This window comes from Sessilibacter sp. MAH1 (assembly GCF_054658315.1).
Genome location: NZ_BAAGIC010000004.1, coordinates 301,817 through 324,797 on the forward strand (window position 1 = coordinate 301,817; position 22,981 = coordinate 324,797).

Annotated in this window: 23 protein-coding genes; 9 read left to right on the forward strand and 14 right to left on the reverse strand. The window is 39.7% G+C overall.

From position 1 onward, the window contains the following. Window positions 1–676: 676 nt before the first annotated feature. On the forward strand, window positions 677–1,123 hold the full coding sequence (locus ACYQ28_RS06285; RefSeq protein ID WP_460048868.1) for a CBS domain-containing protein: 447 nt from the start codon (window positions 677–679) through the stop codon (window positions 1,121–1,123). Window positions 1,124–1,688: 565 nt separating this feature from the next. Further along, a complete protein-coding gene (locus ACYQ28_RS06290) occupies window positions 1,689–2,462 on the forward strand; it encodes a DNA/RNA non-specific endonuclease (protein ID WP_460048869.1) in 774 nt (257 codons plus the stop codon). A 101-nt stretch (window positions 2,463–2,563) separates the two neighbouring features. On the opposite strand, the gene ACYQ28_RS06295 is transcribed toward ACYQ28_RS06290, so the two are convergent. Next, a complete protein-coding gene (locus tag ACYQ28_RS06295) occupies window positions 2,564–4,936 on the reverse strand; it encodes a pentapeptide repeat-containing protein (protein WP_460048871.1) in 2,373 nt (790 codons plus the stop codon). A 952-nt stretch (window positions 4,937–5,888) separates the two neighbouring features. Here ACYQ28_RS06295 and ACYQ28_RS06300 point away from each other — a divergent pair. Further along, the gene (locus ACYQ28_RS06300; protein WP_460048873.1) at window positions 5,889–6,395 is read left to right on the forward strand and encodes a hypothetical protein; all 507 of its coding nucleotides are present in this window, start codon (window positions 5,889–5,891) and stop codon (window positions 6,393–6,395) included. 738 nt (window positions 6,396–7,133) lie between these two features. On the opposite strand, the gene ACYQ28_RS06305 is transcribed toward ACYQ28_RS06300, so the two are convergent. The 8 genes from ACYQ28_RS06305 to ACYQ28_RS06340 form a co-directional block, all read right to left on the reverse strand. After that, entirely contained in the window at window positions 7,134–7,385 is a 252-nt protein-coding gene (locus ACYQ28_RS06305; RefSeq protein WP_460048874.1) for a hypothetical protein, read from the reverse strand. A 60-nt stretch (window positions 7,386–7,445) separates the two neighbouring features. Then, window positions 7,446–8,072 carry an urease accessory protein UreG gene (ureG, locus tag ACYQ28_RS06310; protein ID WP_460048876.1) on the reverse strand — a complete coding sequence of 209 codons (627 nt, stop codon included), beginning with the start codon at window positions 8,070–8,072 and terminating at the stop codon, window positions 7,446–7,448. A gap of 95 nt (window positions 8,073–8,167) precedes the next feature. Then, on the reverse strand, window positions 8,168–8,842 hold the full coding sequence (locus ACYQ28_RS06315; RefSeq protein WP_460048877.1) for an urease accessory protein UreF: 675 nt from the start codon (window positions 8,840–8,842) through the stop codon (window positions 8,168–8,170). Beyond that, on the reverse strand, window positions 8,823–9,266 hold the full coding sequence (ureE, locus tag ACYQ28_RS06320; protein ID WP_460048878.1) for an urease accessory protein UreE: 444 nt from the start codon (window positions 9,264–9,266) through the stop codon (window positions 8,823–8,825). Before ureE ends, ACYQ28_RS06315 begins: the two co-directional genes overlap by 20 nt. Before the next feature lie 24 nt (window positions 9,267–9,290). Then, window positions 9,291–10,994, reverse strand: a complete 1,704-nt coding sequence (gene ureC, locus ACYQ28_RS06325; RefSeq protein WP_460048879.1) for an urease subunit alpha — start codon at window positions 10,992–10,994, stop codon at window positions 9,291–9,293. A gap of 104 nt (window positions 10,995–11,098) precedes the next feature. Further along, window positions 11,099–11,410, reverse strand: a complete 312-nt coding sequence (locus tag ACYQ28_RS06330; RefSeq protein WP_460048881.1) for an urease subunit beta — start codon at window positions 11,408–11,410, stop codon at window positions 11,099–11,101. Between the two features lie 238 nt (window positions 11,411–11,648). Beyond that, window positions 11,649–11,951, reverse strand: coding sequence for an urease subunit gamma (locus ACYQ28_RS06335; protein ID WP_460048882.1), 303 nt, complete (start codon window positions 11,949–11,951; stop codon window positions 11,649–11,651). A gap of 306 nt (window positions 11,952–12,257) precedes the next feature. Next, on the reverse strand, window positions 12,258–13,184 hold the full coding sequence (locus ACYQ28_RS06340) for an urease accessory protein UreD (RefSeq protein WP_460048883.1): 927 nt from the start codon (window positions 13,182–13,184) through the stop codon (window positions 12,258–12,260). A 375-nt stretch (window positions 13,185–13,559) separates the two neighbouring features. Here ACYQ28_RS06340 and ACYQ28_RS06345 point away from each other — a divergent pair, with 375 nt between their 5' ends. From ACYQ28_RS06345 to ACYQ28_RS06365, 5 genes are all read left to right on the forward strand, one after another. Next, window positions 13,560–14,378 (forward strand): HDOD domain-containing protein, encoded by an 819-nt coding sequence (locus ACYQ28_RS06345; RefSeq protein ID WP_460048884.1) that lies wholly within the window; start codon window positions 13,560–13,562, stop codon window positions 14,376–14,378. 353 nt (window positions 14,379–14,731) lie between these two features. Further along, window positions 14,732–16,009, forward strand: coding sequence for an aminotransferase class I/II-fold pyridoxal phosphate-dependent enzyme (locus ACYQ28_RS06350; protein ID WP_460048885.1), 1,278 nt, complete (start codon window positions 14,732–14,734; stop codon window positions 16,007–16,009). 217 nt (window positions 16,010–16,226) lie between these two features. After that, window positions 16,227–16,742 (forward strand): TrmH family RNA methyltransferase, encoded by a 516-nt coding sequence (locus ACYQ28_RS06355; RefSeq protein ID WP_460048890.1) that lies wholly within the window; start codon window positions 16,227–16,229, stop codon window positions 16,740–16,742. A 406-nt stretch (window positions 16,743–17,148) separates the two neighbouring features. After that, a complete protein-coding gene (locus ACYQ28_RS06360; protein WP_460048891.1) occupies window positions 17,149–17,502 on the forward strand; it encodes a hypothetical protein in 354 nt (117 codons plus the stop codon). A gap of 421 nt (window positions 17,503–17,923) precedes the next feature. Further along, entirely contained in the window at window positions 17,924–18,430 is a 507-nt protein-coding gene (locus tag ACYQ28_RS06365; RefSeq protein ID WP_460048892.1) for a DUF2059 domain-containing protein, read from the forward strand. A gap of 72 nt (window positions 18,431–18,502) precedes the next feature. Here the strand turns inward: ACYQ28_RS06365 and ACYQ28_RS06370 are convergent, their stop codons facing one another. From ACYQ28_RS06370 to ACYQ28_RS06380, 3 genes are read right to left on the reverse strand one after another with little or no spacing between them, the layout of a single operon-like run. After that, window positions 18,503–19,690 (reverse strand): MFS transporter, encoded by a 1,188-nt coding sequence (locus ACYQ28_RS06370; protein ID WP_460048894.1) that lies wholly within the window; start codon window positions 19,688–19,690, stop codon window positions 18,503–18,505. Further along, entirely contained in the window at window positions 19,680–20,096 is a 417-nt protein-coding gene (locus tag ACYQ28_RS06375; RefSeq protein ID WP_460048895.1) for a carboxymuconolactone decarboxylase family protein, read from the reverse strand. The genes ACYQ28_RS06370 and ACYQ28_RS06375 overlap by 11 nt, the downstream gene beginning before the upstream one ends. After that, the gene (locus ACYQ28_RS06380; protein WP_460048897.1) at window positions 20,083–21,069 is read right to left on the reverse strand and encodes an aldo/keto reductase; all 987 of its coding nucleotides are present in this window, start codon (window positions 21,067–21,069) and stop codon (window positions 20,083–20,085) included. Before ACYQ28_RS06380 ends, ACYQ28_RS06375 begins: the two co-directional genes overlap by 14 nt. A 61-nt stretch (window positions 21,070–21,130) precedes the next feature. On the opposite strand from ACYQ28_RS06380, the gene ACYQ28_RS06385 reads away from it, so the two are divergent. Continuing rightward, entirely contained in the window at window positions 21,131–22,063 is a 933-nt protein-coding gene (locus ACYQ28_RS06385; RefSeq protein ID WP_460048898.1) for a LysR family transcriptional regulator, read from the forward strand. A gap of 9 nt (window positions 22,064–22,072) precedes the next feature. Here the strand turns inward: ACYQ28_RS06385 and ACYQ28_RS06390 are convergent, their stop codons facing one another. Beyond that, a complete protein-coding gene (locus ACYQ28_RS06390) occupies window positions 22,073–22,744 on the reverse strand; it encodes an HAD family hydrolase (protein ID WP_460048900.1) in 672 nt (223 codons plus the stop codon). Between the two features lie 15 nt (window positions 22,745–22,759). Then, on the reverse strand, window positions 22,760–22,978 hold the full coding sequence (locus ACYQ28_RS06395) for a tautomerase family protein (RefSeq protein ID WP_460048901.1): 219 nt from the start codon (window positions 22,976–22,978) through the stop codon (window positions 22,760–22,762). Window positions 22,979–22,981 lie beyond the last annotated feature (3 nt).

The following is a 22,981-nucleotide window of genomic DNA, read 5'->3' on the forward strand; positions in this document are numbered from 1 at the left end:
AAGCCTCGAATATAACTATCAAAAGAACTAATAGTTCCGATTAGAATAAAAAATATCGCAACTCAACGACGTAAAAATCTCCCTTAATTGGGTCGTTTTAAAAATGCACGTCAAATTTGTGATCCAATTTCAAACAGAATCTTTGTAAATATCCGATTGGAATAATGGGTAAATTACATTATGCAATATTCGAATTCATTTAAATTATCGTTCAAGATACGTCATCCAAACGTCGGCTTATAGATCTATCACAAAAGATGAACAGAAATTATATTTTTATCCTTTTTACTTATTACCAGAACAGAAGAATATCCTTTAATCTATAAAAACTTTGTCTAGCTAGAGACAAGTTTTTACAAAAGCACTGCTTAAAAAAATCGTATTCACCTCACAGTCTTTAACAATCAATCAAAACTGTTTGAGACATTTGTATTCAGCAGGCCCTAGATCAAATAACACTGCTCTTAACTCGTTATGATCCTTTCACCTTATTAGATTTAGTTTAAAGAAAGTTGCGGTTGATTTTTGAATCCATTGAATTTGAGATAACTGGCACAAACTAAATTCATGAGCAAAACTGTAAGTACGCCGCACATAAAAAGATAAACAAACGGCGCTGAATCTCTATGGCAACTTCATTAATTTAACGCCACCGACCAGACAGAGGACACTGCAAATGGAATCACTTAAAGTTTCCGATTTTATGACCACAGATTTTGTAAAGTTCCACGAAGATGATTTAGTTGTAGAAGCGGTAAAGGAGTTGGTTAAACATGAAGTCATTGGCGGGCCAGTAGTTAACGATTCCGGAGACGTTATTGGCTGGATATCTGAACAAGACTGCCTGGGCGCAGCTATTCAAGTAATCTATTACAATCAACGTGTCGCACAAGTAAAAGACATCATGAAGACCGATGTATTATCGGTGAAAGAAGACAGTGATTTGCTCAGTTTGGCTCAACAAATGTTGGGGGCAAAACCCAAGGTTTACCCAGTAACAAACAGTGATAATCGACTTGTGGGAGTGATTAGTCGACGACTCATATTAAGAGCGGTCGAAAAAAGCCTAACGCAACTTAGTAAAAAACGAGTTAGCCAGCCCCATGAGGCACATTTGGCTTAACCCTTAACCGCGCACATTCTATAAGTTGTCGATGGCACCGCTTGCCATCGACAATTTTATTTGTTGTTTAAAAAATCTACGAGAACCAAACCGTAAAAAGCCAGAATTCCTGCAAACCGTTGCTGATGGTCCAATTATTTCAAAATACAAAACAATAAAGTAAAAATAGCTTTATATTTTTAAGTTGATACATATCGACAAAAAAGGTATCAACAATATTATCGACAACCAAAATCGGTTAATTCGGTAACTTTTTCAGCCCTGCTAACACGTTCTTATCGGAACAAACTCCTTACATTTACAGCCTAAAAACGCACGACTTTTCTCACTGCGACAAGCTATTTTAATCGGTTAAATCTCGAATATTAACGAAATTTATTTGCAGCTTTTGCAAAAATAAATATTCGGGGAATCTCTATAAATGTCGCCGGAATGCACCTTCAAAAAATGATAAGTTCGTCACAAATACACTTTTTTTAATATTTATTTCACAATAAATAAAAGCAAGCTTAACCAATTAATGCGAATGTTTACTCTCCTTTAACACCAAAGTAGGGTAATCAAAGTGAAAAAGTTGTTACTTGTCTTGTCTTTTTTCTTAGCTTCAACCGAAGTTTTTGCTGTTAACTCTCAACATTGCCCAGGCTCTTGCCCTTCTGGCACACCAAGTTCGAACTTTGTAGTATTTCGTGATCCTTACACTTTAAGCAACAATGCCACCACCAAATTTGCTGACTGGGTTGCTTACCGTATTACTCCAAGCACCATCCAAGGTGGCCGTTCACGTACTTTCCGTGCAGACCCAATATTATTCCCAAGCCGTACTCTTGAACCAAACGACTACGATGGCGCAGCTGCACAAATCGGTACCGATCGTGGTCACCAAGCTCCACTTGCGTCTCTGGGTGCTTTTTCAAACTTTGAAGTTCTTAACTACCTATCAAACGTAACGCCACAAGCCGCTGGTCTTAACCAAGGTCCATGGAACATTTTGGAAGATCGCGTACGTCGATTGGTACAAACCGGCGGGTTCAGCGAAGTATTCGTATTAACCGGTCCTTTGTATGAATTCTTCTTTGCAAGCCTACCAAATGCCGACGAAAGCCACCGTATCCCAAGCGGCTACTGGAAAGTTCTTTACACCAACGTTAACGGTAACATTCAAACCGCTGCATTCATCATGGAGCAAACTACTCCACGCAGTGCGAACTTCTGTTTCCAACAAGTTACCATCGATGAAGTTGAATTCCGCTCGCGCTTAAATCTATTCCCGAACTTAAGCGGCGCTTCAACCTTCGAAGCAAGAACTGGTTTATTACGCGACAATCTAGGTTGTTAATCGAATAGGTTAACAAAAAGGCTAAGAAAGTTATGCTTCACTTTCTTAGCCTCACCGGTATAACTGTATGATTCATCAAAATTGCCGTATAAATAAATCCTTTAAGATTTATTCAACTCTACCGTACAAATCCGACCGCTAGCCCATTTCAAATCCCATCTGGAATTTAGCTTTCTCTCGGCATTAGCAATAGCATTTTTGCATAAACCATCATGATTTTGAGTGTTCTCACCGCCGGAGGATAAACTATCAGTTTTAAGCAGACGTAGCTGATAACCACATAAATTGCTCCCATTTAGTAACTCATGTTGAGGATAAAAATTGTCTAATATATTCTGATAAGACAACTCTAATTCATTTACTAAATTGGTATTTTCCGTGGAAAAAAGTGGCGCTGAATTTTTATCTTTATATTCAGACAACCCATCCTTTTCAACAACAATTGAGCAATTAAACGTTTCTGTATCACTCCCCGCCCACTCAACGTGTCGAAAATCTCCCCGAATAATCACAGCGCCGTTAAATTGAGATTTAACCAAATTCGAATATCTAAAATCAACGTCCTCCAACAAGCTGAACCTAAAGTCCGCATTAGTTAATGTGGAAAACTTAAAATCCACAGCTTTCATGTTAGAACCGAGAAATCGTGCTGTATTTCCTATAGCAAGGGAAAAATTAACATTTGTAAATTTTGAATACGGAATCAATGCTTTTGTTAATTGCACCCCTTCAAAATTCAGGTTAACTAATACCGAGTCAAATAGTCTGGAAGTGTATAAATTAGCATTAATAATACGCCCGTCATAAATAGTAAAACCATTTAATTCTGTAAATTTAAGATTACTATGTGGGAATTGATTATAGTATTCTCGACGTTTAAGCATCCAATATTGCCGGTACTCCTCTTCATTAATTGTCATTAAGAATTCCTGATCAAAATCTATTGACTGTGGATCAAAATATTTAGCTACAGTATGGTTCAAAAATTTTCCACATTTAGATTCGTTTTCCTCATCTATATCAGCCTCGTTTCGTATGAATTTACTATATACAAACGAGGCTTTCGTGGAACATAAGCGCTCATTTAAATCGTGTAAAAAATCATCCAAATGATCAAATTTTAAACTAAAGCCAGGAATCTGATCTTTTTCAATAAAAACTCTAGAAAAATTCGGTGGAAACTTATAATCAAATACACTGAGTTTTTCATAATACGCTTCGAACACACAGTCGTAGGATTTATTCGAAAAACCAAATCTATTAACAAGAAACGAAAACAGAGACATCGGAACTTCATAACGAAAAAAATTATCCGCTCCACCTTTAGAAACATCAACGAATATCGAAGACAGAGAAATAAAAACAAGCAATACTGAAAAATATCGCTTAAAAAACTTTCGTCCCAAGAATAACCTAATTCCAAAATACGAAACAATTACAAATATCATTAATGTTACGCGTAAAAATCTGGGCCAATGAACACTTATATCTCCACAAAAACTATCAGAGGGAATATCCCCGAAAAATGAATCAATATAACCCCAGGCACTACCCAAAGAGTGGTGCTCAACACCAAACTTAAAATCTAACCCCTTATAAAAACCAAGTCCAACACCATACAAATATGTGGCACAAACTCCGACTAATAAGACAAAAATAAAAATTATAAACTTATCAAGCACATTACTTTTTTTCAAATTAGAAAAATGCGAAATCAAAGGCAATAAAAATAACAGACTAAAAAAAAGCGCGTCGGGAAGTCCGTACACAAAAATCAGAACAAAAATAAAAAAAACGCCGCTCAAAGTATAAGAAATTGGATCAAACCAAATAGGAAATTTATGTGTACTACGAACCTCAAAATAGGAATAACACACAGAACAACTAAGAAGAAAAATTAAAGACAAAGACAAAATCAAAGACGAAGATGAAAAGGACTTATAAATAGCAACAAAAATCAATAACGGGGGTAATAAAAAAATAACAAACCCTACATACAAAAAAATCTCGGCCTCATAAGTAGTTTTTCTATCATAATTAGTCAAGCAGCTTCGGTAACGATTATAAATATAATAAAGCGGAGCAGAAAAGCCAATTTCATCTAACCTATCCTTATAATTATCACAAAATTGATAGAAATAACTTCTTAACAATGAAAAATGAGTCAATACACGCGCCTGCATAATAACAATCAGAAACGCTCCAACAAAGAAAAAATGCACAGTTTTAACTTCTATGCCAGCTATCGGCATACTTATTTTTCGACTCTGAAAATAAAAGTCTGAATCAGCAACACCAACAATAGTGATTAGAAAAAAAAACATATAACCTAAAAATAGGTATATATTAGATCTAAGACTCGTGGATTCGAAATCTATTTTGTCTTTAAGTGAAGAGTAAACCTGATCTCCTTCAGAGACGGAAGGAGAAGAATCACCAGTTAAAAACTCAACTATCCTATTAATTATCTTCACAATGCCTCCAAAACAAAAAGTCCATGAACATTCAAAATACAACAAAAAATCTTACAAATCAGTAACTACATATATGCAAAATATATTTACAACTTTATATAAACATCAGAACAAAATAGATAGAGTTAACGAGCATTCTTGTTATGCAAGTGACTTAAATAGTTAGCGCTCTCTTTCACAGAAACGCTTTTCATGCTCTTTAAAAAATTATTTAAATTTTTTAATTCCGCCATGTTTCCTTATGAAAATTTTAACCTGACTCTAAAAGCTCTCAATTTTTTGAGCATGGATTTTATTATTAACAATTAAAACTTCTAAAGATTAATCCACTAATGACGAAAATTACTGATATCTATAGTGTTGTAAAATATAAATGAGTCTGTATAGATGATGTTTTCAAGCCTGACTTTCTAATTTATAGTGGACAGTAGTGTTTTAGTTTTGGCATCGAGAATATCAATAGAAAAAATTTTTAACCTACCGAAATCTATTATTTTTACATACGACATAAAAATAACTTTTATCCGTTTCAACTTAGCGGTTAAATCGTATCTCGCAACATCACTGACTATCAATTGGCTAAACGTATAAAAAGATTGGTTGTATTCAGTTCTAGCTCGAGTATTTTCTCTGTCGCCAATCAGATTGCTCCAGCGCCAGAATATTAATTAGACCAACTTTGTCGACTGGGTGTTAACCGACCTTTTCTCGTGTAAGTGGGCTCTAGATTAATCACTGTAATTGCGCTTGCTTATTCCAACTTCTGAATATATTCCACCAACTATCGCACAAAAATCAAACAAGCATTCATTAATATTATTTAATATACATATAGCTAATAAATATTACCTTTCTAGCCACTTGATTCATTATCTAATTAATTGTCAACCATCAAGAACATGTAACGTTACTTACACTGAAATATCAAATTATCACACCATATGAGGCTATCATGAAAAACTTAATTTTATTATCACTCGTTACCGCACTTGCGTTTTCTTCATCTCAAAGCTTTGCACTTGGTAAAGGCAAAAATTTCAATGTAAATCAGTCGCGTACAACGGTGAACGGCACCTTTAACCGAAATATTCAACGTCAGACTAATGAAAACGGTTTCACTAAATCTCGTTCGGCAACCTTACCAAATGGCCAGAGCAAATCTCGTGTTAAAGAGGTAAGTGTTGATCAAGATACTCAAACGGCAACAAAGACCGTGAATGGAACCCGCCTAAATGGTGAAAGTTATTCCAAGACCAGCCAAGCGACACGCACCGAAAATGGTTATGCAACCAGTAGCAGCCGAACCGGTATTCAGGGCAACACAGTAAGTAAAAATACTAATGCCAGTTATGATAAAGACTCTGGTACCGTCACTAAAAATAAAGAATTTATCGACGCCCAAGGTCAGAGTCATACATCTACCACGACTCGAACCGTAACCACAAACCAGTCTGAATAAATTCAATATTTTAACGGCACCTGTATTTGTAACATCGTTAATATTTTTACAAGGTGTCGTTAAATTTGAAAAATACGCGTTTTAAATCTGGGAAACTTTAACAACATTTAATTTTTCCAGAGGCACGAGAATATTCTATTAAGTTAAAACTGCCGATTTAAACGTGAATGATTTAACTAGAATTTTTTGCATTGTTTTGCAAGTACACAGTTTGAAATGTCTAACCTTTAATTAATCTATGGATGGTTTAATTAAAGGTTATAGACTTTCGAAAAAATCAGGGATGAATAAAAATTAAATCAAGGATGCGCCTGTCAGTAGTGTTAGAGAAAATCAGCACTAACAAATAGGAAGCTCTGATTATGTCAACGTCTCTACTCTTAATAAAACAAGTCGCTAATACCCAATACAATCCGTTTATTGAAATTAAAAAGAGATTAATCAGAGGTTCTTAAAAACGTTAGTTCAGAAGTAAAAATAGAAATTCTATAGGAGTTTTAAAGGCACGGACGCCAGTATTGACTCTATTAAAAGAGGAATGGATTTTAAGAAAAATTACGGAATGGAATAAGTCTGAATTACAAATCAGGAAGAATGGGCAGTAATCCCATGAAAAACATTAAGCTACAGTAATCAACTTTTCGTAAGCTACATTCTGGAATAAAAATTCCATTAAATTCCTACGAAAAGCTGATCAAAGAGTAAGCGTCTGCGAGAAATAAACCAATAGGAGTACAATTAGTTTTTGTTGGACGCTAAAGATTTTGCAAACAACGCAACCGCGTAAAAAATACCAACCAACGCTAACACGGCAATGGCCCAAACTCCGTGTTCGAAAGAATGCATCAAACTACCTTCGGCACTGTGACCTGGGTGAGCAAAAACCAACGCTGGAAAGCTTGTTACCACTAATGTCAAAATTGGATTAAAAGCTTTCTTAATTTTTTTAAAAACTGCCTTTTTCAAAAATTTTAGTGTCGAAAACGCCATCGTCTTATTACCTTAATTTTATAAATCTAGCCCACCGATTTGATTGTAACACGCCTTTTCTTAAAAAATGGCTTTTTCTTCTAACATGCCCGCGTTAACAATAAACTGAAGTATTGTCGATAGTCCTTCACCCGATTTTAAATTAGAAAATACGAACGGCCTATCACCACGCTGGGCTTTGGCATCATGATCCATCACATCCAACGAGGCTCCAACCAAGGGAGCCAAGTCGGTTTTATTAATAATTAATAAATCTGATTTTGTGATTCCTGGGCCACCTTTGCGCGGAATTTTATCGCCAGCAGAAACATCGATAACATAAAGAGTTAAATCTGAAAGCTCTGGGCTAAAGGTTGCGCTGAGATTATCGCCACCACTTTCGACAAACACTACGTCTAAATTTCCATGACGCGCGATTAACTCATCGATTGCCGCTAAATTCATTGATGCATCTTCACGAATTGCGGTATGCGGGCAACCGCCGGTCTCAACACCAATAATACGATCAGCGGATAATGCTTCATGTTTTGTTAAAAAATTAGCATCTTCTTTGGTATAAATGTCATTGGTTACAACGGCTATATCATAATGATCACGCATAGCAGAACACAATGATCTTAATAACGCAGTTTTACCGGAACCGACCGGGCCGCCCACACCTACCCGCAAAGTTTGTTTCGTTGTCATATGGTTAACTCTGATTCTTTTTCATTAATTTTTTGAAATGTTTCGCAGCTTTAAAAATTCCAAAATCGATTCTTTTTTAAAGTTTTTTGTAAACATTAGCTTCTAAACAATCTTGAATATTGTGTTTCGTGCATAGAGCTGGCTATAGATAAACCAATTAAACTTGAACCTATTTCTTCGTTCGATAAGGTTAGAGCGAACTCCATTGTTTTGGTCAGTTTCGGTTGCAATAAACCAATTAATTGTTGAGCAGAATTTTGCCCTAAAGGAACCAATTTCATTGCCGCTGAGATTTGATTTTCTAACCATGTCCACGAATATCCCAAACAGGCTGCCTTTTTATCGATCTGCCAATAGTGCGCTAAAAATGCGAATGCGCAGACAAAACTAATATCGCCATCAACGGCACAATCGATGTTTAAATTAGCCATTAGGCGTTTTAGCGCAGCCCCCATGGCGATATCTGCCGATAGGAACTCTTGGGTTTCGCGACTCGCTAAAATATAGCGATTCCAGCGCTTAAACTCTGTCAAATCACTGCTTAAATCAGCACCGTCATAGGCTCGTAGAAAAATGGGTAAATCTAAGTGGCCCAAAGATTCTTGAATTTGAACACCAATCCAATCTCGAGCATCATCCAACGATTTAACCCAGCCCAATTCACACGCGGTTTCTAAACCCTGCGAAAATGCAAACCCGCCGACCGGCAAATTTACGCTGGTTAGCTGCATTAATTTTAATAAACCGAAATTAGTGGTGATGATGTCCATGACTGTAGGCGCCGCTCTCTGGAATAAACACCGCTGATTCTGATTCGACGGCGAGCCCTAATTGAAGCAACATATCTTCAAGTACATGATCGGGCGTAATACGTAGCCACAACTCCCCCACTTGAATTTTTACGTGGCGATTTCCCAAGTGATAACACGCCTTTGAAAACATTAACCAATCATCGCAAAAAGCAATAGTAGTAGCTTCTTCGGCGCCAACCACTTGAATTATTTTTCCGCATTGTGTTTTTAAATATTCACCCACCAATAAGGGCTTGCCGCGTTCAAGGAAAATTCTAACTTCGGTGCCATCGTCTAAAAAGGTTCGCAAGCGCCCTTTATCGCGCTGATCATGATTTAACGCTAGGGTCGCAAACTTCTCTTCGTGACAATGCAAGCCCAAACGATCGTAAATTTCTAACATAAAATTCCTAAAATATTTGAGCCATTAAAATAGATTGTACAAGCGCGCAAGAGGTAAACTTTCTGCCGGTTCACACGTTAATAATTGACCGTCGGCTCTTACTTCGTAAGTTTGCGGATCAACCTCAATTTTCGGCTGCCAATTATTAAGAATCATGTCGGCTTTAGAAATATTACGGGTGTTTTTACAGGCAACGAGCTGTCTTTGTAACCCGAGTGGCTCGCCAATATTATTATTAACGGCAGCCTGCGAAACAAAGGTTACCGACAACTTTGCCGCAGCCAAGGGCTGGGCGCCAAACATAGGGCGGTAATGCACCGGTTGCGGCGTTGGAATGGATGCATTGGGATCACCCATTGGCGCAGCTGCAATAAATCCACCTTTTAAAATCATGGCGGGTTTTACACCAAAAAATGCCGGTTTCCACAGCACTAAATCAGCGAGTTTACCCACTTCGATAGAACCAATTAATTCAGAAACGCCATGAGTAATTGCTGGATTAATGGTGTATTTAGCGATGTAACGGCGCGCACGCATATTATCGTTATACTCGCTATCGCCTTCTAAACTGCCGCGTTGCACTTTCATTTTATGAGCAGTTTGCCAGGTTCGACAAATAACCTCCCCCACGCGCCCCATTGCCTGAGAATCTGACGAGATCATGCTGAAGGCGCCTAAATCATGAAAAATATCTTCGGCGGCGATGGTTTCTTTACGAATTCGAGAATCGGCAAACGCGACATCTTCAGGAATATTAGAATCGAGATGGTGACAAACCATAAGCATGTCTAAATGCTCGTCAACCGTATTCACCGTGTAAGGACGCGTTGGGTTAGTGGATGACGGTAAAACATTGGCTAACGAAGCTGCTTTAATAATATCTGGTGCGTGACCACCACCGGCGCCTTCGGTATGGTAGGTATGAATTACGCGATTTTTAAACGCGCCTAACGTGTCGTCAACAAAACCGGATTCGTTCAGTGTATCGGTATGAATTGCCACTTGCACATCGTATTCATCGGCGACACTTAAACAACAATCGATAGCCGCCGGAGTTGTTCCCCAGTCTTCGTGCAATTTCAAACCGCAAGCGCCCGCCTCTAGTTGCTCGCGCAACGCCTCTGGTTTGCTGGCGTTACCTTTACCGAGAAAACCAAAATTCATGGGCATGGCATCGGTGGCTTGTAACATTTTGCCAATATTCCAAGGCCCTGGCGTACAGGTGGTTGCGTTTGTTCCGGTTGCAGGGCCGGTGCCGCCGCCAATCATGGTGGTAACACCAGACATCAAAGCTTCTTCTACTTGCTGTGGGCAAATAAAATGAATGTGTGCGTCAATCGCACCAGCAGTCAAAATGGAGCCTTCTCCGGCAATAACTTCGGTTCCGGGGCCAATGATGATATCAACCGACTCTTGTACGTCGGGATTTCCGGCTTTACCGATGGCTGCAATTTTTCCGTCTTTAATGCCAACATCGGCTTTTACCACACCCCAGTGATCTAAAATGGTGGCGTTGGTAATAACTAGATCCATTGCCACAGAATTGTCTTGTTGACTTTGTCCCATGCCATCGCGGATAACCTTACCACCACCAAACTTAACTTCATCGCCGTATACGGTAAAATCTTTTTCTACTTGAATCCAAAGTTCGGTATCGCCCAACCTCACCGAATCGCCGGTTGTTGGGCCAAACATTTGTGCGTAACTGGTACGATCCATGGTTGCCATGATTGACCTCGATATGTAAAGGTGCAAAAGCACCTCTGTTTTTCTATTCGAAATGTTAGGTTTTATTGAAGACTAGATTTAGTGATGAATTTTTATTATTTAAATTACGGATCTAACGCACCCATTACTTCACCACGAAATCCATACACTTCTCGTTTACCACGATATTCAACCAATTCAACTTCTCGGGATTGTCCCGGTTCAAATCGCACCGCGGTTCCCGAAGCAATATTTAAGTGATAACCGCGCGTTTTCTCGCGCTCAAATACTAATGCGGGATTCACTTCGTAAAAATGATAATGAGAGCCAATTTGCACAGGACGGTCGCCGGAATTTTCTACCGCAACAAGAATTGTTTTGCGGCCAGAATTTAACGTAATCGATCCTTCAGCAACACGAATTTCACCGGGTTTCATAGCAGACTCTTTTTTTGTTTGGCAGAATTATATTTTTTAGGAACCTCTGATCAACTCATCCATGATTTAATCAGAGGACAGAAATTGAAAATGCGATTTCCAACTTCTTCACAATTTCAATCACCTACCATTCAATTACTTACCGTTCTTGAAATTGGCGACACATCCTTGTGCCGCAGGAAACTCAGGGTTAATCCGAATTTCCTTTAAAATATCGAATTAAATCAAAAACATTTTATCAATTGATCGGATCGTGAACAGTCACAAGCTTGGTACCATCTTCAAAGGTAGCTTCTACCTGCACTTCATGAATAAGCTCCGCAACACCGTCCATAACTTGATCGGCGGTTAATATTTGTTTTCCGTAAGACATTAATTCAGCCACGGTTTTGCCGTCACGAGCACCTTCGATAATCTCCATGGTGATATAGGCAACGGCTTCGGGATAATTTAATTTTAATCCGCGATTTAAACGTCTTTCTGCTAATAGTGCTGCGGTAAAAATTAAAAGCTTATCTTTTTCTTTTGGTAATAATTCCATAATCTATCAAACCATTAATACCACTTAGTACTCGGAACAATCTAGATACCAGCAGTTTTTTGTTTTTAAAATAATTTAGAAAACTCTGATTAACCCAAATCTGATTAACCCAGAGTCTCACGCGACACTCTCTTGTGTCGCAAAAATGTGTCGCCAATTTCAAAAACTGTAAGTAATTGAAATTGTGAAGAAATTGAAAATCGTATTTTCAATTTCTAGCCTCCAATTAAATCATGGATGAGTTAATCAGAGACTCCTTTAAATTAACGATCCTTTTCAATGAGCGTGTAACTGATTTTATCAAACTTAACACGCCCAAATTCGCGGCTCAACTACTTCGCGACCTAATAAATTTGGGCGAATAATCCGCCAAACCTGCGTAAATAATTTTCGCGCTTGTTCAGCATTGCCGCCTAAATACCGTGTTACCAACCATCGACCGCGCTGTGTGCTGGCAAATAAAACAGAGTCTGGTGATTGAATATCACGAATTTGCTCTAAACAAAGGTTATGCACAGCAAATCCAATTGGAAAAGGACCTGCAACCATTAATCCAGAAACCGTCTTTTGTTGGAAACCTGCACGGCCAAATTTGACCAGCAAATTGTCGCCATTAAATTTTTGTCGCTCAATAAATTCAGGAATATCACCCCGCCAAATTTCAAACCCTTGATCTATGTGGCCTCGTAAGAACGGTGCCGTGGATTGAGATAGGCCAAAGCACGAAATTTCCCAGCCGATAAAACCAGAGATTTCGGCATTTTCTGGTAAAAAAACCTGAGTTTTGAGTTTTCCAAAACTATCAGGATAAAAAATACATTCCTGCGGTAACCATTCAAGACTTGAACCATGACTTAAATGCAATTGCGTCGTTTGTTGTTGCAACGCACGATCAGGCCGAGCTCGATAAATTCTACCCGCACCCGGAGCAGTAAATAATCCGCGTGTATTTTCACCCAACTCTATATTGATACTTAAATCGTCGCCCGAAACCAAACCACCGGGAGGGTGCAGTAGATAAATATGAGGTAAATCGTCACCTTCGACATAAAAAGGCTTTTGAACATAGAGTGGGCCGACGTGATTGTTCTTGACCAATCGAGAACCGCGCACTGTTTTGGCGAGACCTAACTGTAACTGTGCCGACCATCTAGATGGAGTCATTTTACTTTGGGCTGGGAGCGGCGCCGATGCTGATTGCGCCGTTGTATTTATCCGATGACCATCCATCATCCTCGACCACCCGTCCATCGCTCGTTCAAAACTTACTCACCTTAGAGTTACGCGTTAAAAGCCACTCATGTTTATTTGATGAATTTTCCAACAAAAAAATAAATACGCATCTGCATTTCAAAAGACAGTTACTTCCAACTCTTAAAACGATACAGGAGATCGCAACCACAACAGCCCCATTGAAATTCCGCCAATATCGAAGTTTTTCAAAGATCCCCATATCTTTCGGCGAAATTTTTACAGCAACTCGCAAAATTCCTAATAAAGACATCATTATTATTACTAAAAATTACAGCACTTCAATTTAGCGGCTGATCCAAGCCTGATCTATTCTTACTAACATCCTTCCCAATAGTCAGAAAATTAGGAGCAGCCGTGAACCTACAGGCACTCATAGACAGTGCGGCAAATCTGCCCAGCATACCAAAGGTTGTACAAGAACTGATCGAATCCTTTGGCAGCGATGATTTTGATATTGACTACATCGCCAAAAAAGTCAGCGCCGACCAAGCACTTACCGCAAAAGTTTTGCGCCTAGCCAATTCCGCAAAATTTGGCGGCAACAGAACCATAGGCTCGGTAAACGATGCCATTGTTAGAATGGGTTTTGATGCCTTAAGAACTCTGGTGTTAGCGTCCTGCTTTACCAGTTCGTTTAAGGCACCACCAGGATTCGATCTAACTCGATTTTGGCGCCACAGTTTTATGGTTGCCAATCGCTCAAAATGGGTAGCTCACTACACCAAAGAAAATGCCGAGGTCGCTTATACCTGTGGCATGACCCACGCCATTGGCGAACTGTTGATTCATATCATTATGGAGGATCAAGCGGCAGGCATAGATCTTCTGGTTCAGCAAGGTGCCGATCGAGAAGAACTGGAGAAAAGTCAGTTAGGTTTTGACTTCACAGAAGCCGGAGAAGCATTAGCCACGCGCTGGAAATTTCCGAAAGAAATATGCGATGCCATTCGCTGGCACACCCACTGTTTAGAAGCACCGGAAGATTCAGCACTGGCAGACATAGTTGCCATCGCGTCTTATCTAACCAAGCATGCTGAAAGCGACAAAAAAGAGCTGCTTGAGAACTTTCCAAACGATATCGCAAAACGTTTAAAAATTAATCTCGTAGAAATGCTTAGTTGTTTAAACCAATTAGAGACCGTGGATCAAGGCATAGAGGAGCTTATTGGCTAGTTCAAAATTTGGAATCAAGTACCTGCAAAACAGAGTTTCATTTGTTAATACTCCCAAACTTAGGGGCTCGTATGGGCCCATTTTTTTACTGCTCAAACACGCCCGCCTTCTCGTAATTTCCCACCTAAGATGCCGGTTTAAACAAGCTAGTACTAATCGGTGATGAAAAATGCCCCAATATGGGACCAAAGTTGCACAGTGTTTTTCTATTTTTAGCCTTTAAAGCGCTCGAATTCCCTTTGTATAATGAACAGCATTTTTGCATTAAACCCTACTTTTAACAGTGCAATTGTTCAGTGCGGCTCATCAAATGCAGCTTGCGCAAAATTTACTCTTATTTCGAGGCGCTGATTTTGGACATACAAAACCTATCGACCGAAGAACTACAGGTCCTTGAGCAGGAATTGGCTCAAGAGTACCAATCATTCCAAGAGCAAGATTTAAAACTAGACCTAACTCGTGGAAAACCATCTTCAGAACAACTGTCTTTATCTGACGAATTAGACGGCATCTTAAACGGTAATTATAAAAACGAAGAAGGCACCGACACCCGTAACTATGGCGGTATCGACGGAATTGCTGAGATGAAACGCCTAGGCGCCAGTATTTTAGGTGTGGCAGAGTCCGAAATCCTTGTAGGTGGCAACTCAAGCTTAACGCTTATGTATCAAAGCGTTTTGCATGCCTATCTATTTGGCTTCAATGGCCCAAACTCAGCGTGGAATAAAGAAGACAAGGTAAAATTCGCGTGTCCAGTTCCGGGTTATGATCGCCACTTTAGCATTTGTGAAGCTTTCGGCATTGAAATGGTCACCGTTCCCATGACCGAAAACGGCCCAGACATAGAAGCGCTCACCGAATTGGTAACTAATGACCCAAGCGTAAAAGGCATTTGGTGCGTACCTAAATTTTCTAACCCAACCGGCATCATCTACAGCGACGAAACCGTCAATGCCATTGCTGGGCTTGCAAAAATTGCCGGACCTAACTTCAAAGTCTTTTGGGATAACGCCTACGCGGTGCACGAATTGGTGCCAAACACCAAAGCATTGGCAAACATATTAGCCTGCGCTAAAGAGCAAGGTACCGAAGACAGTATTTTGCAGTTCACCTCTACCTCTAAAATCACTCACGCCGGATCAGGTGTAGCATTTTTAGGTGCATCCGAAAAAACCCTAGCGTCGTTCAGAAGCTCTCTTGGTGTTGCGACCATCGGACCGGACAAAGTTAACCAACTTCGTCACGCCTTATTGCTACCGAATATGGATGCCTTGGCAACGCACATGCGCAAACACGCCGATATTCTTAAACCTCGCTTTGATATTGTACTCAGCACCTTAAAAGAAGCGTTTGAAGGCAGCACGTTAGGAAGTTGGGAGTCTCCGTTGGGCGGTTACTTTGTGTCTTTTGACACTCTACCTGGCCTAGCAAAAACCGTTGTAGGTATGGCTGCCCAAGCCGGTGTGAAGCTAACACCCGCGGGAGCGACCTTCCCCTACGGTAAAGACCCTGAAGACAAAAATATTCGCATTGCGCCCAGCGTTCCAAACCTAGAGGAAATTGAGCAAGCAATGAAGATATTTGTGAACTGTGTAAAACTTGCCTCGGTTCGACAAGCATTAGCTGGATAATGGCTTAACAAAATCCAACGCTATTGTTTTATCAACCCTGTAATAATTCGCGCCAACATAAATGTGCGCAGAATTGTTGCAGGGTTTTTTATTGCCATAACATTACGGCAACATCTATTAAAAATGTACAATCAAACCGCTATTTAGAAAGACTGAGCTTTTTTCAAATCTGCCGATTCGGCAATCGCCTTAACCGTTCTATAAAATCTCATCGACCATGCAAAATCAACAACTCGAACACCGCCATCATCAACCTAGCGAAAAACGATTTTCTTTATGCTTATTGGTGCATGACCTGGAATCACCACAAAACGTCGGGAGCTTATTTAGACTTGCAGATGCCCTAGGATTGGAAAAAATATATCTTTCCGGTAGCAGCCCAAAACCACCGAATAAAAAAATCACTCGCACTTCGCGATCCACCGAGAAATACGTCGAATTTGAATATATCGCGTCTGCGCTGGATGTAATTACTCGATTAAGAGCAGACGATTACCTAATCATTGCCTTAGAAATTGCCGAAAACAGTATTAATCTGCACGATTTAGATATTCAGGCCGATGCAAAAATTTGCTTAATGTTAGGCACCGAAAATTTTGGTATCAGTGCCGAATTAATGAAACAAGCGAACATTGTGGTGCATATTCCCATGCAAGGGAACAACTCTTCGATGAATGTCAGCCATGCTTGTGCAATTGCGAGCTACGTTTTGACGCAAAAACTAACACGTTAAAAAATTCCATCTCGTCATTACGGATTCAATTCGACGGCAAAATCATCGATATGTTTTATTAATAACCACAATTTTAAATATAAATAAGTATTCCCAAAAAATATTTATTTTTAGCTCTTTATTGATTCAAACAAAAGTTATCTTTAATTTCATCGCACCGAAATTGCACAACGCCGATAAATTCGCACAAGAAATTATCAAGTTTTTGCAATCGCGCACATTTTAATTTCCACATTTGCAGACTGATTCTTGGTATTTTTGGATTCATTTTTCCCCAAACATTTATAAATTGATAATTTAAGAACAATTTCCCCAATGGGGTCTAAAACTTGCTGTCGTAAATTGAACTAATAATAACCACTCTAAATTCACCGATCGATCACCACACAGAAAGGGGCAAAACATCATGCAATACACAAAAGCAATTGTAGACCTCATTCAAGAAGCACGCAGAAGAGCACCCAGTGAATTCAAACCCAGCATAAAGCTCGCAAACCCTGAAGTACTTAGTATTTTGCTCGACCTCTATAAAAAATCGACGGACTCCGTGTTTAAAGCATTGGTTAAAGAAGTTTTTTCTCTGGCAGGAGGTGTATGGAGCACCCGCATTGGTGAATTAGAGCAAACCGGAAAAGTTGATGTCGAAGAGTCTTATTCGGTAAAGGTGTATCGCGGTCAAACCCGACTTGAACCTAAAACTGCCAGTGAAGATATCAAGAAGCCTAAAATGGTTTATCGCGGACGCGTAGTAATGGCATAGCGCGTAGTAATGGCATAGATCGGTACAGAAACTTGTTATTGCAGCACGGTAAAATTGGGTAATCTACAGATTTGAATCTCTGATTAACTCGTACCTGAATTAATCAGAGAGGATTATCTTCGAATTTAAGCCGTCTTCATTATTTTTTAACGACAACAACTCGTCTTAAAATAACTTAGCTAAGCCAATAAAGGCTCAATTCCGCCAACCAAGTGCTGAGCTAATCAAACAACCTTTACTCTTCGGCAAGAGACCCCTAGTTAGAACTTCCTTCCATATATCGTTAAATCTCTTCATATATCACTAATGTCTTGCCAAAACGAATGTAAAGCAGGTAACACTAGATCCGTTAATCAGCAGGGCTGAACTTAGACATTCACTAAGATCTAATCATAGCCAGCACGTTATTACGGGAATTCTCATGAAAAAAATTATTTTCACGATTTGCATTGCGCTATCTGCACCCAGTTTTGCAGAAACACCCAGTGAAAAATCGTTAACAAAATTGCTAGAAGTTACCAAAACCCAGCAATTTCTAGAGCAGTCAATTCAAGATATTGATACCACCTTGCAATCGTCTATGCGAAGAGCGTTATTAGGTAAAGCACCTACCCAAGACCAAGTTGCCATTGCCCAAGACACTCGTGATCAGATATTTGCCGTGTTAAAAGAAGAGCTCAGTTGGGAACGCATGAAAAAAGATCTTATGAGTGTTTATGCCGAGACTTTTACTCAAGAAGAGGTCGATGGTATTTTGGCATTTTATGAGACAAAAGCTGGTAAGGCTCTGCTGAATAAAATCCCAACGGTAATCGATAAAAATAAAGTATTAGTTCAAGAGCGCTTAGTTGCAGTAAGACCGCTAATTGATGACATTCGAGAAGAAATGGTCGTAAGACTTCAAGCGTTAGAAGCACAAAAAAGATAATTTTTTTTGTTAGCAGTGTTAGTCGTATTTAAAGTCGGAAAAATCACCGACTTTAAATACTTACAGAAAGAATTAACTGTACGCATATTTAGGATCGCGCAAGGTTACAACACTGATCAGTGCCACAACAAAGAATACACTTGCCAATACATAAATTTGCTGAATACCAATAAGCGGAAGAACAACCGAGCCCAGCATTGCACCCAAACCAATGGAAGCATTAAACAAGGCGACATAAACCGAAGAAACCGGTAAGGCATCTTCACCGGCGGATTTTAAGATCCACGTTTGTAAACTTACAAATATCGCCGATACCGAAGCACCCCAAGCAATTAATAACGCCAATACCACTGCGGTACCAAAAGCTTTACCCACATAAGAAATTAAAAATACCGATAAACAACCAACTACCAGTGACGTTACCAACACACCTTTTAGATAACGATCAATAATTGTTGCTGTCACAAAGTTCGCAGCCAAACCTGCAAGACCAAAGCACAATAACAATACAGCAATTAAATTAACCGAAATGTCCAATTCATCTTTTAAATACGGCTCAATGTATGTATATGCCATAAAATGTGCGGTAATTGCTAAGAAAGTTGAAATAAAAATTCGTACGTAGGTTTTATCTTGAGCAAGGCTAATTAATTTGGAAAATTTAATGCCACCGGCGCCTTGAATTTTAGGAACGCTGAAGCGAATCGTAAGTCCGACCAAAATCGCCGCAATGGCTATGCACCAGAAGGTTGTACGCCAACCGGCATTTACACCAATAAAATTCGACAGCGGAACACCAATAACACTGGCGGCAGATACACCACCAAAAATAATGGAAGTCGCCATACCGATTTTTTCAGGACGAACAATTTGCGCACCTAAGGTACCAATCATTGCCCAAAAAGCACCGTGAGCTATAGAGCCGATGACACGGGCGATCATTAATTCGGAATAATTACTCGAAATCGCCGTAACTGCTGCCGAGGCGGCTAAAATAATCATCAATACCATTAATAATCCGCGTCGCGGTAAATGACTTAATGCAGTAACCGAAACTAACGCTGCAATGGCCGCTATCCACGCATAAAGTGTAACTGCCAACCCAATTTGCGAAGGTGGTTTATTTAAATCATCGCCTATTTGCGATAATAAACCAATGGGTGCAAGTTCGGTTGTAACAATAATAAAGCTGGCGATGCTCAAACAAATAATCGCAAGCCAATCGCGAAAACTAACACTCGTATCGGATTTAGGACTCATGTTCATCTCCTGAGGTTGAGAAGTGCAAAAAAGCTTTTTTTGCTGCTGTGATGGCATTCATGGCAGCAGGCACGCCTGCATACACAGAGACCTGTAAAACAATTTCAATAATCTCCTCGCGACTAACACCACAATTCATGGCGGCGCGCATATGAAACTCTAACTGACCAGCGGCCGTACCCATTGCAGACAACATTGCAACGGTCATCATTTCTCGGGTTTTTAAATCAATACCATCGCGGGCAACAATATCGGCAAAAGAAAAACCCAGAATCAAATCGGCAGCGTCTTCATGAAAATCGTTTAAATTTTTTAAGACTCGCTCTGGAGCACCGGATTCCAATTGTTCCAATATTGCTAAGGCTCTATTTAATCTTGGAGAAATTTCTGAATTAAACGTTGACACCTTTCATCCCCTCTTTTGAATAACGCTCACCAATAGCCGGTAAATCATCAGCCACATGCTCAAGCTCTAATATTTCAACTTCCGTTAATTTTATATCCGCAGCTTTAACGTTATCGGTTAAATATTTGGGGCTACGTGTTCCTGGAATTGGAACAATGTGTTCACCTTTTGCCAACAACCATGCAAGACACAATTGCGCAGGCGTGCAACCTTTTATTTCAGCAAGATCCTCTAAAGCATCCACTAACCGTAAATTGGCTTGCAGAGCACCTTGCGAAAATCTGGGTAAATTTGCCCGAAAATCACCGGATGAAAATTCGGTCGAAGAACGAAAGCGACCTGTTAAAAATCCCCGGCCCAAAGGAGAATAAGCAACAAAACCGATGCCTAATTCTTTGCACGTTGGAATAACTTCGTCTTCGGCGGAGCGCTCCCATAGAGAATATTCTGATTGCACAGCATCTATTGGATATACCGAATGCGCTCGACGCAGTGTGTTAGCATTTACCTCAGACAAACCGATACGCGCAATTTTACCTTCACGTACAAGCTCTGCTAATATATCGACGGTTTCTTCAATTGGTTGCGAAGTGTCGACGCGATGCACATAATAAAGATCAATTTGCTCGACACCTAAACGACGTAATGACGCATTGCAGGCTTCACGTGTATACTCGCGACTATTGTTGATACTTCGCTTATATTCGTTTTGATTACGTACGATGCCAAATTTGGTGGCTACTTTAATTTGCTTGTCTCTATTGGTTGCTAAAAATTTTCCTATTAATTCTTCGTTATGATGAGGTCCGTACATGTCGGCGGTATCTAAAAAATTAACGCCAAGATCACAGGCTAGAGATAATAATTCTAATGAGGCAGAGTCATCACTTGGTCCATAAAATTCGCTCATACCCATGCAACCAAGACCAACTTCAGCAACCTGTAAGTTTTTTCCAATAATTCGTGTTTTCATGTGACTTACCTAATTGAATGTTTGACTAAAATTATGACATAGTCAAAGTTCGAAATATTCAATGATATTTGGCAATATGATTTCCGATAATCGAAAACCAACCGACGATTTTAGATGGGATGACATACGAGCTTTCTTAGCTGTGGCTCGTTATGGCACCCTGAGCCTAGCCGCAAACGCCCTAAATATAGGCATTGCTACGCTGTCTAGACGTATTGAACGCCTAGAACAAAAGCTCGATATTCCACTTTTTATTCGCCATCAAACCGGGTACAAACTTACCCAAGATGGCTTAATGATGCTGGACAAAGCAGAATCCATGGAGGCTTCGGCATTAGCCCTAATTGCGGGAGCTAACGAAAATACCGAGGTCTCGGGTAAGGTATCTTTAGCAACCGCCGAGAACCTTGCCACCAAAATAATTCTGCCAAATCTACAAGCGTTCAGTGATCAATACCCTAACCTTATTATTGATTTAATTACCAATATCAATACGGTTAATCTACACAGTCGCGAAGCAGATTTAGCCATACGCATGGTTCGCCCGGAGAAAGGCAATTTAACCTTTCGAAAGCTTGGCGAATTGGGCTATGGCTTATACGCTAGCGAAAGTTACCTAAAGCAAGACTCTCTTATTAATGACAGTCATAGCGGGCTTGAGAAATACAAATTAATTTCTTGGCACGAATCGCTATCGCACCTAGCACCCTCAAAAGCCATCGAAGAAGTCTTTAGCCGAAAAGCACCGACTTTAAAAACCACTTCATTACACTGTCAACTTGAAGCCGCCAAAAGTGGCTTAGGTGTTGCTTTCGTACCCCATTTTTTAGCTAAACCCGAAAACCTAATTCACATAGAAACCAATATTACGCTTGTTCAGCCTATTTATTTGGTCATTCAAACGGATATCGCAAAATCCGCACGGGTTAGAATTCTGGCTGATTTTTTAAGTGAATTAATTACAAAGCACGCTGAGATTTTAAGAGGCCAGTAACCTGGCCTCTTAGCTTGCGGATAAAATACGCCAGCCCATATACTCACCACGTTCTGCTAATAACGTGTTCATACCAACTACAACTGGGTTGCCCACCAATTCCAGCATTGGCAAATCAGACATATCATCACCAAACGCCAAACACTGTTTTAAATCAACATCTTTATCTTTTAGAAATTCCTTAATAGCCAGCGCTTTACCTTCGGCGATGGTTTGAATACCTGTAAATTCTCCCGTGTAATTACCCGCACGATCAATTTCCAGATGAATGCAGAGTGTGTGTTTTACGTTTAGGTAATCCGCCAAAGGTTTTAAAATTTCGTAGAAAGAACCTGAAACAAAAACCGCCTCATACCCTATTTCTTGATACTGACGTAAAACCTCAAGTGTGTCTGCAATGAAAAAGGAATCGGGATCTTTAAGCTGTGCCAACATCCATTGTTGGCCACACTTAGTCAATTCACTGGGATCTTCGCCTTTAAAGAATTGATAATACACTCGATTTAATACAGAACGGGATGTACCAGACTGTCTTAATTCCGCAAAATGCGCTTCAAAATAAGCAAGTCGTTCAGGATCTTTTTTAATGTTCAAAGCCCAATGGCGAAAAAAAGCGAACATACTTTTCATGTGAATTAACGTCTCATCAACGTCGAAAAACATAAATCGAATGGTATTCATGACATTGCTTCCGGGTTAATAGTTTTTTCGACGACTGAGAATCTGAAATTCCGGATCGCTTCCTACCACGCCTGCATCGGCCCAACGACTCGGCTCAATCTCATTTAAATAAACACTGATCTTATCCAAAGGCACACCGGTTACTCGGTGGAGAGTAGCAGTCATTTCCTTTAACAGAGTTTCAGCTTTTTCTTGATCATTAATTTTAAAGGTTGAAATTTCAACGACTGGCATATA

Coding starts and splice junctions, on each gene's coding strand:
- ACYQ28_RS06285 (WP_460048868.1), top strand. CDS start 677: ATGGAATCACTTAAAGTTTCCGATTTTATGACCACAGATTTTGTAAAG.
- ACYQ28_RS06300 (WP_460048873.1), top strand. CDS start 5,889: ATGAAAAACTTAATTTTATTATCACTCGTTACCGCACTTGCGTTTTCT.
- ACYQ28_RS06305 (WP_460048874.1), bottom strand. CDS start 7,385: ATGGCGTTTTCGACACTAAAATTTTTGAAAAAGGCAGTTTTTAAAAAA.
- ureG (WP_460048876.1), bottom strand. CDS start 8,072: ATGACAACGAAACAAACTTTGCGGGTAGGTGTGGGCGGCCCGGTCGGT.
- ACYQ28_RS06315 (WP_460048877.1), bottom strand. CDS start 8,842: ATGGACATCATCACCACTAATTTCGGTTTATTAAAATTAATGCAGCTA.
- ureE (WP_460048878.1), bottom strand. CDS start 9,266: ATGTTAGAAATTTACGATCGTTTGGGCTTGCATTGTCACGAAGAGAAG.
- ureC (WP_460048879.1), bottom strand. CDS start 10,994: ATGGCAACCATGGATCGTACCAGTTACGCACAAATGTTTGGCCCAACA.
- ACYQ28_RS06330 (WP_460048881.1), bottom strand. CDS start 11,410: ATGAAACCCGGTGAAATTCGTGTTGCTGAAGGATCGATTACGTTAAAT.
- ACYQ28_RS06335 (WP_460048882.1), bottom strand. CDS start 11,951: ATGGAATTATTACCAAAAGAAAAAGATAAGCTTTTAATTTTTACCGCA.
- ACYQ28_RS06340 (WP_460048883.1), bottom strand. CDS start 13,184: ATGATGGATGGTCATCGGATAAATACAACGGCGCAATCAGCATCGGCG.
- ACYQ28_RS06355 (WP_460048890.1), top strand. CDS start 16,227: ATGCAAAATCAACAACTCGAACACCGCCATCATCAACCTAGCGAAAAA.
- ACYQ28_RS06360 (WP_460048891.1), top strand. CDS start 17,149: ATGCAATACACAAAAGCAATTGTAGACCTCATTCAAGAAGCACGCAGA.
- ACYQ28_RS06365 (WP_460048892.1), top strand. CDS start 17,924: ATGAAAAAAATTATTTTCACGATTTGCATTGCGCTATCTGCACCCAGT.
- ACYQ28_RS06370 (WP_460048894.1), bottom strand. CDS start 19,690: ATGAGTCCTAAATCCGATACGAGTGTTAGTTTTCGCGATTGGCTTGCG.
- ACYQ28_RS06380 (WP_460048897.1), bottom strand. CDS start 21,069: ATGAAAACACGAATTATTGGAAAAAACTTACAGGTTGCTGAAGTTGGT.
- ACYQ28_RS06385 (WP_460048898.1), top strand. CDS start 21,131: ATGATATTTGGCAATATGATTTCCGATAATCGAAAACCAACCGACGAT.
- ACYQ28_RS06390 (WP_460048900.1), bottom strand. CDS start 22,744: ATGAATACCATTCGATTTATGTTTTTCGACGTTGATGAGACGTTAATT.
- ACYQ28_RS06395 (WP_460048901.1), bottom strand. CDS start 22,978: ATGCCAGTCGTTGAAATTTCAACCTTTAAAATTAATGATCAAGAAAAA.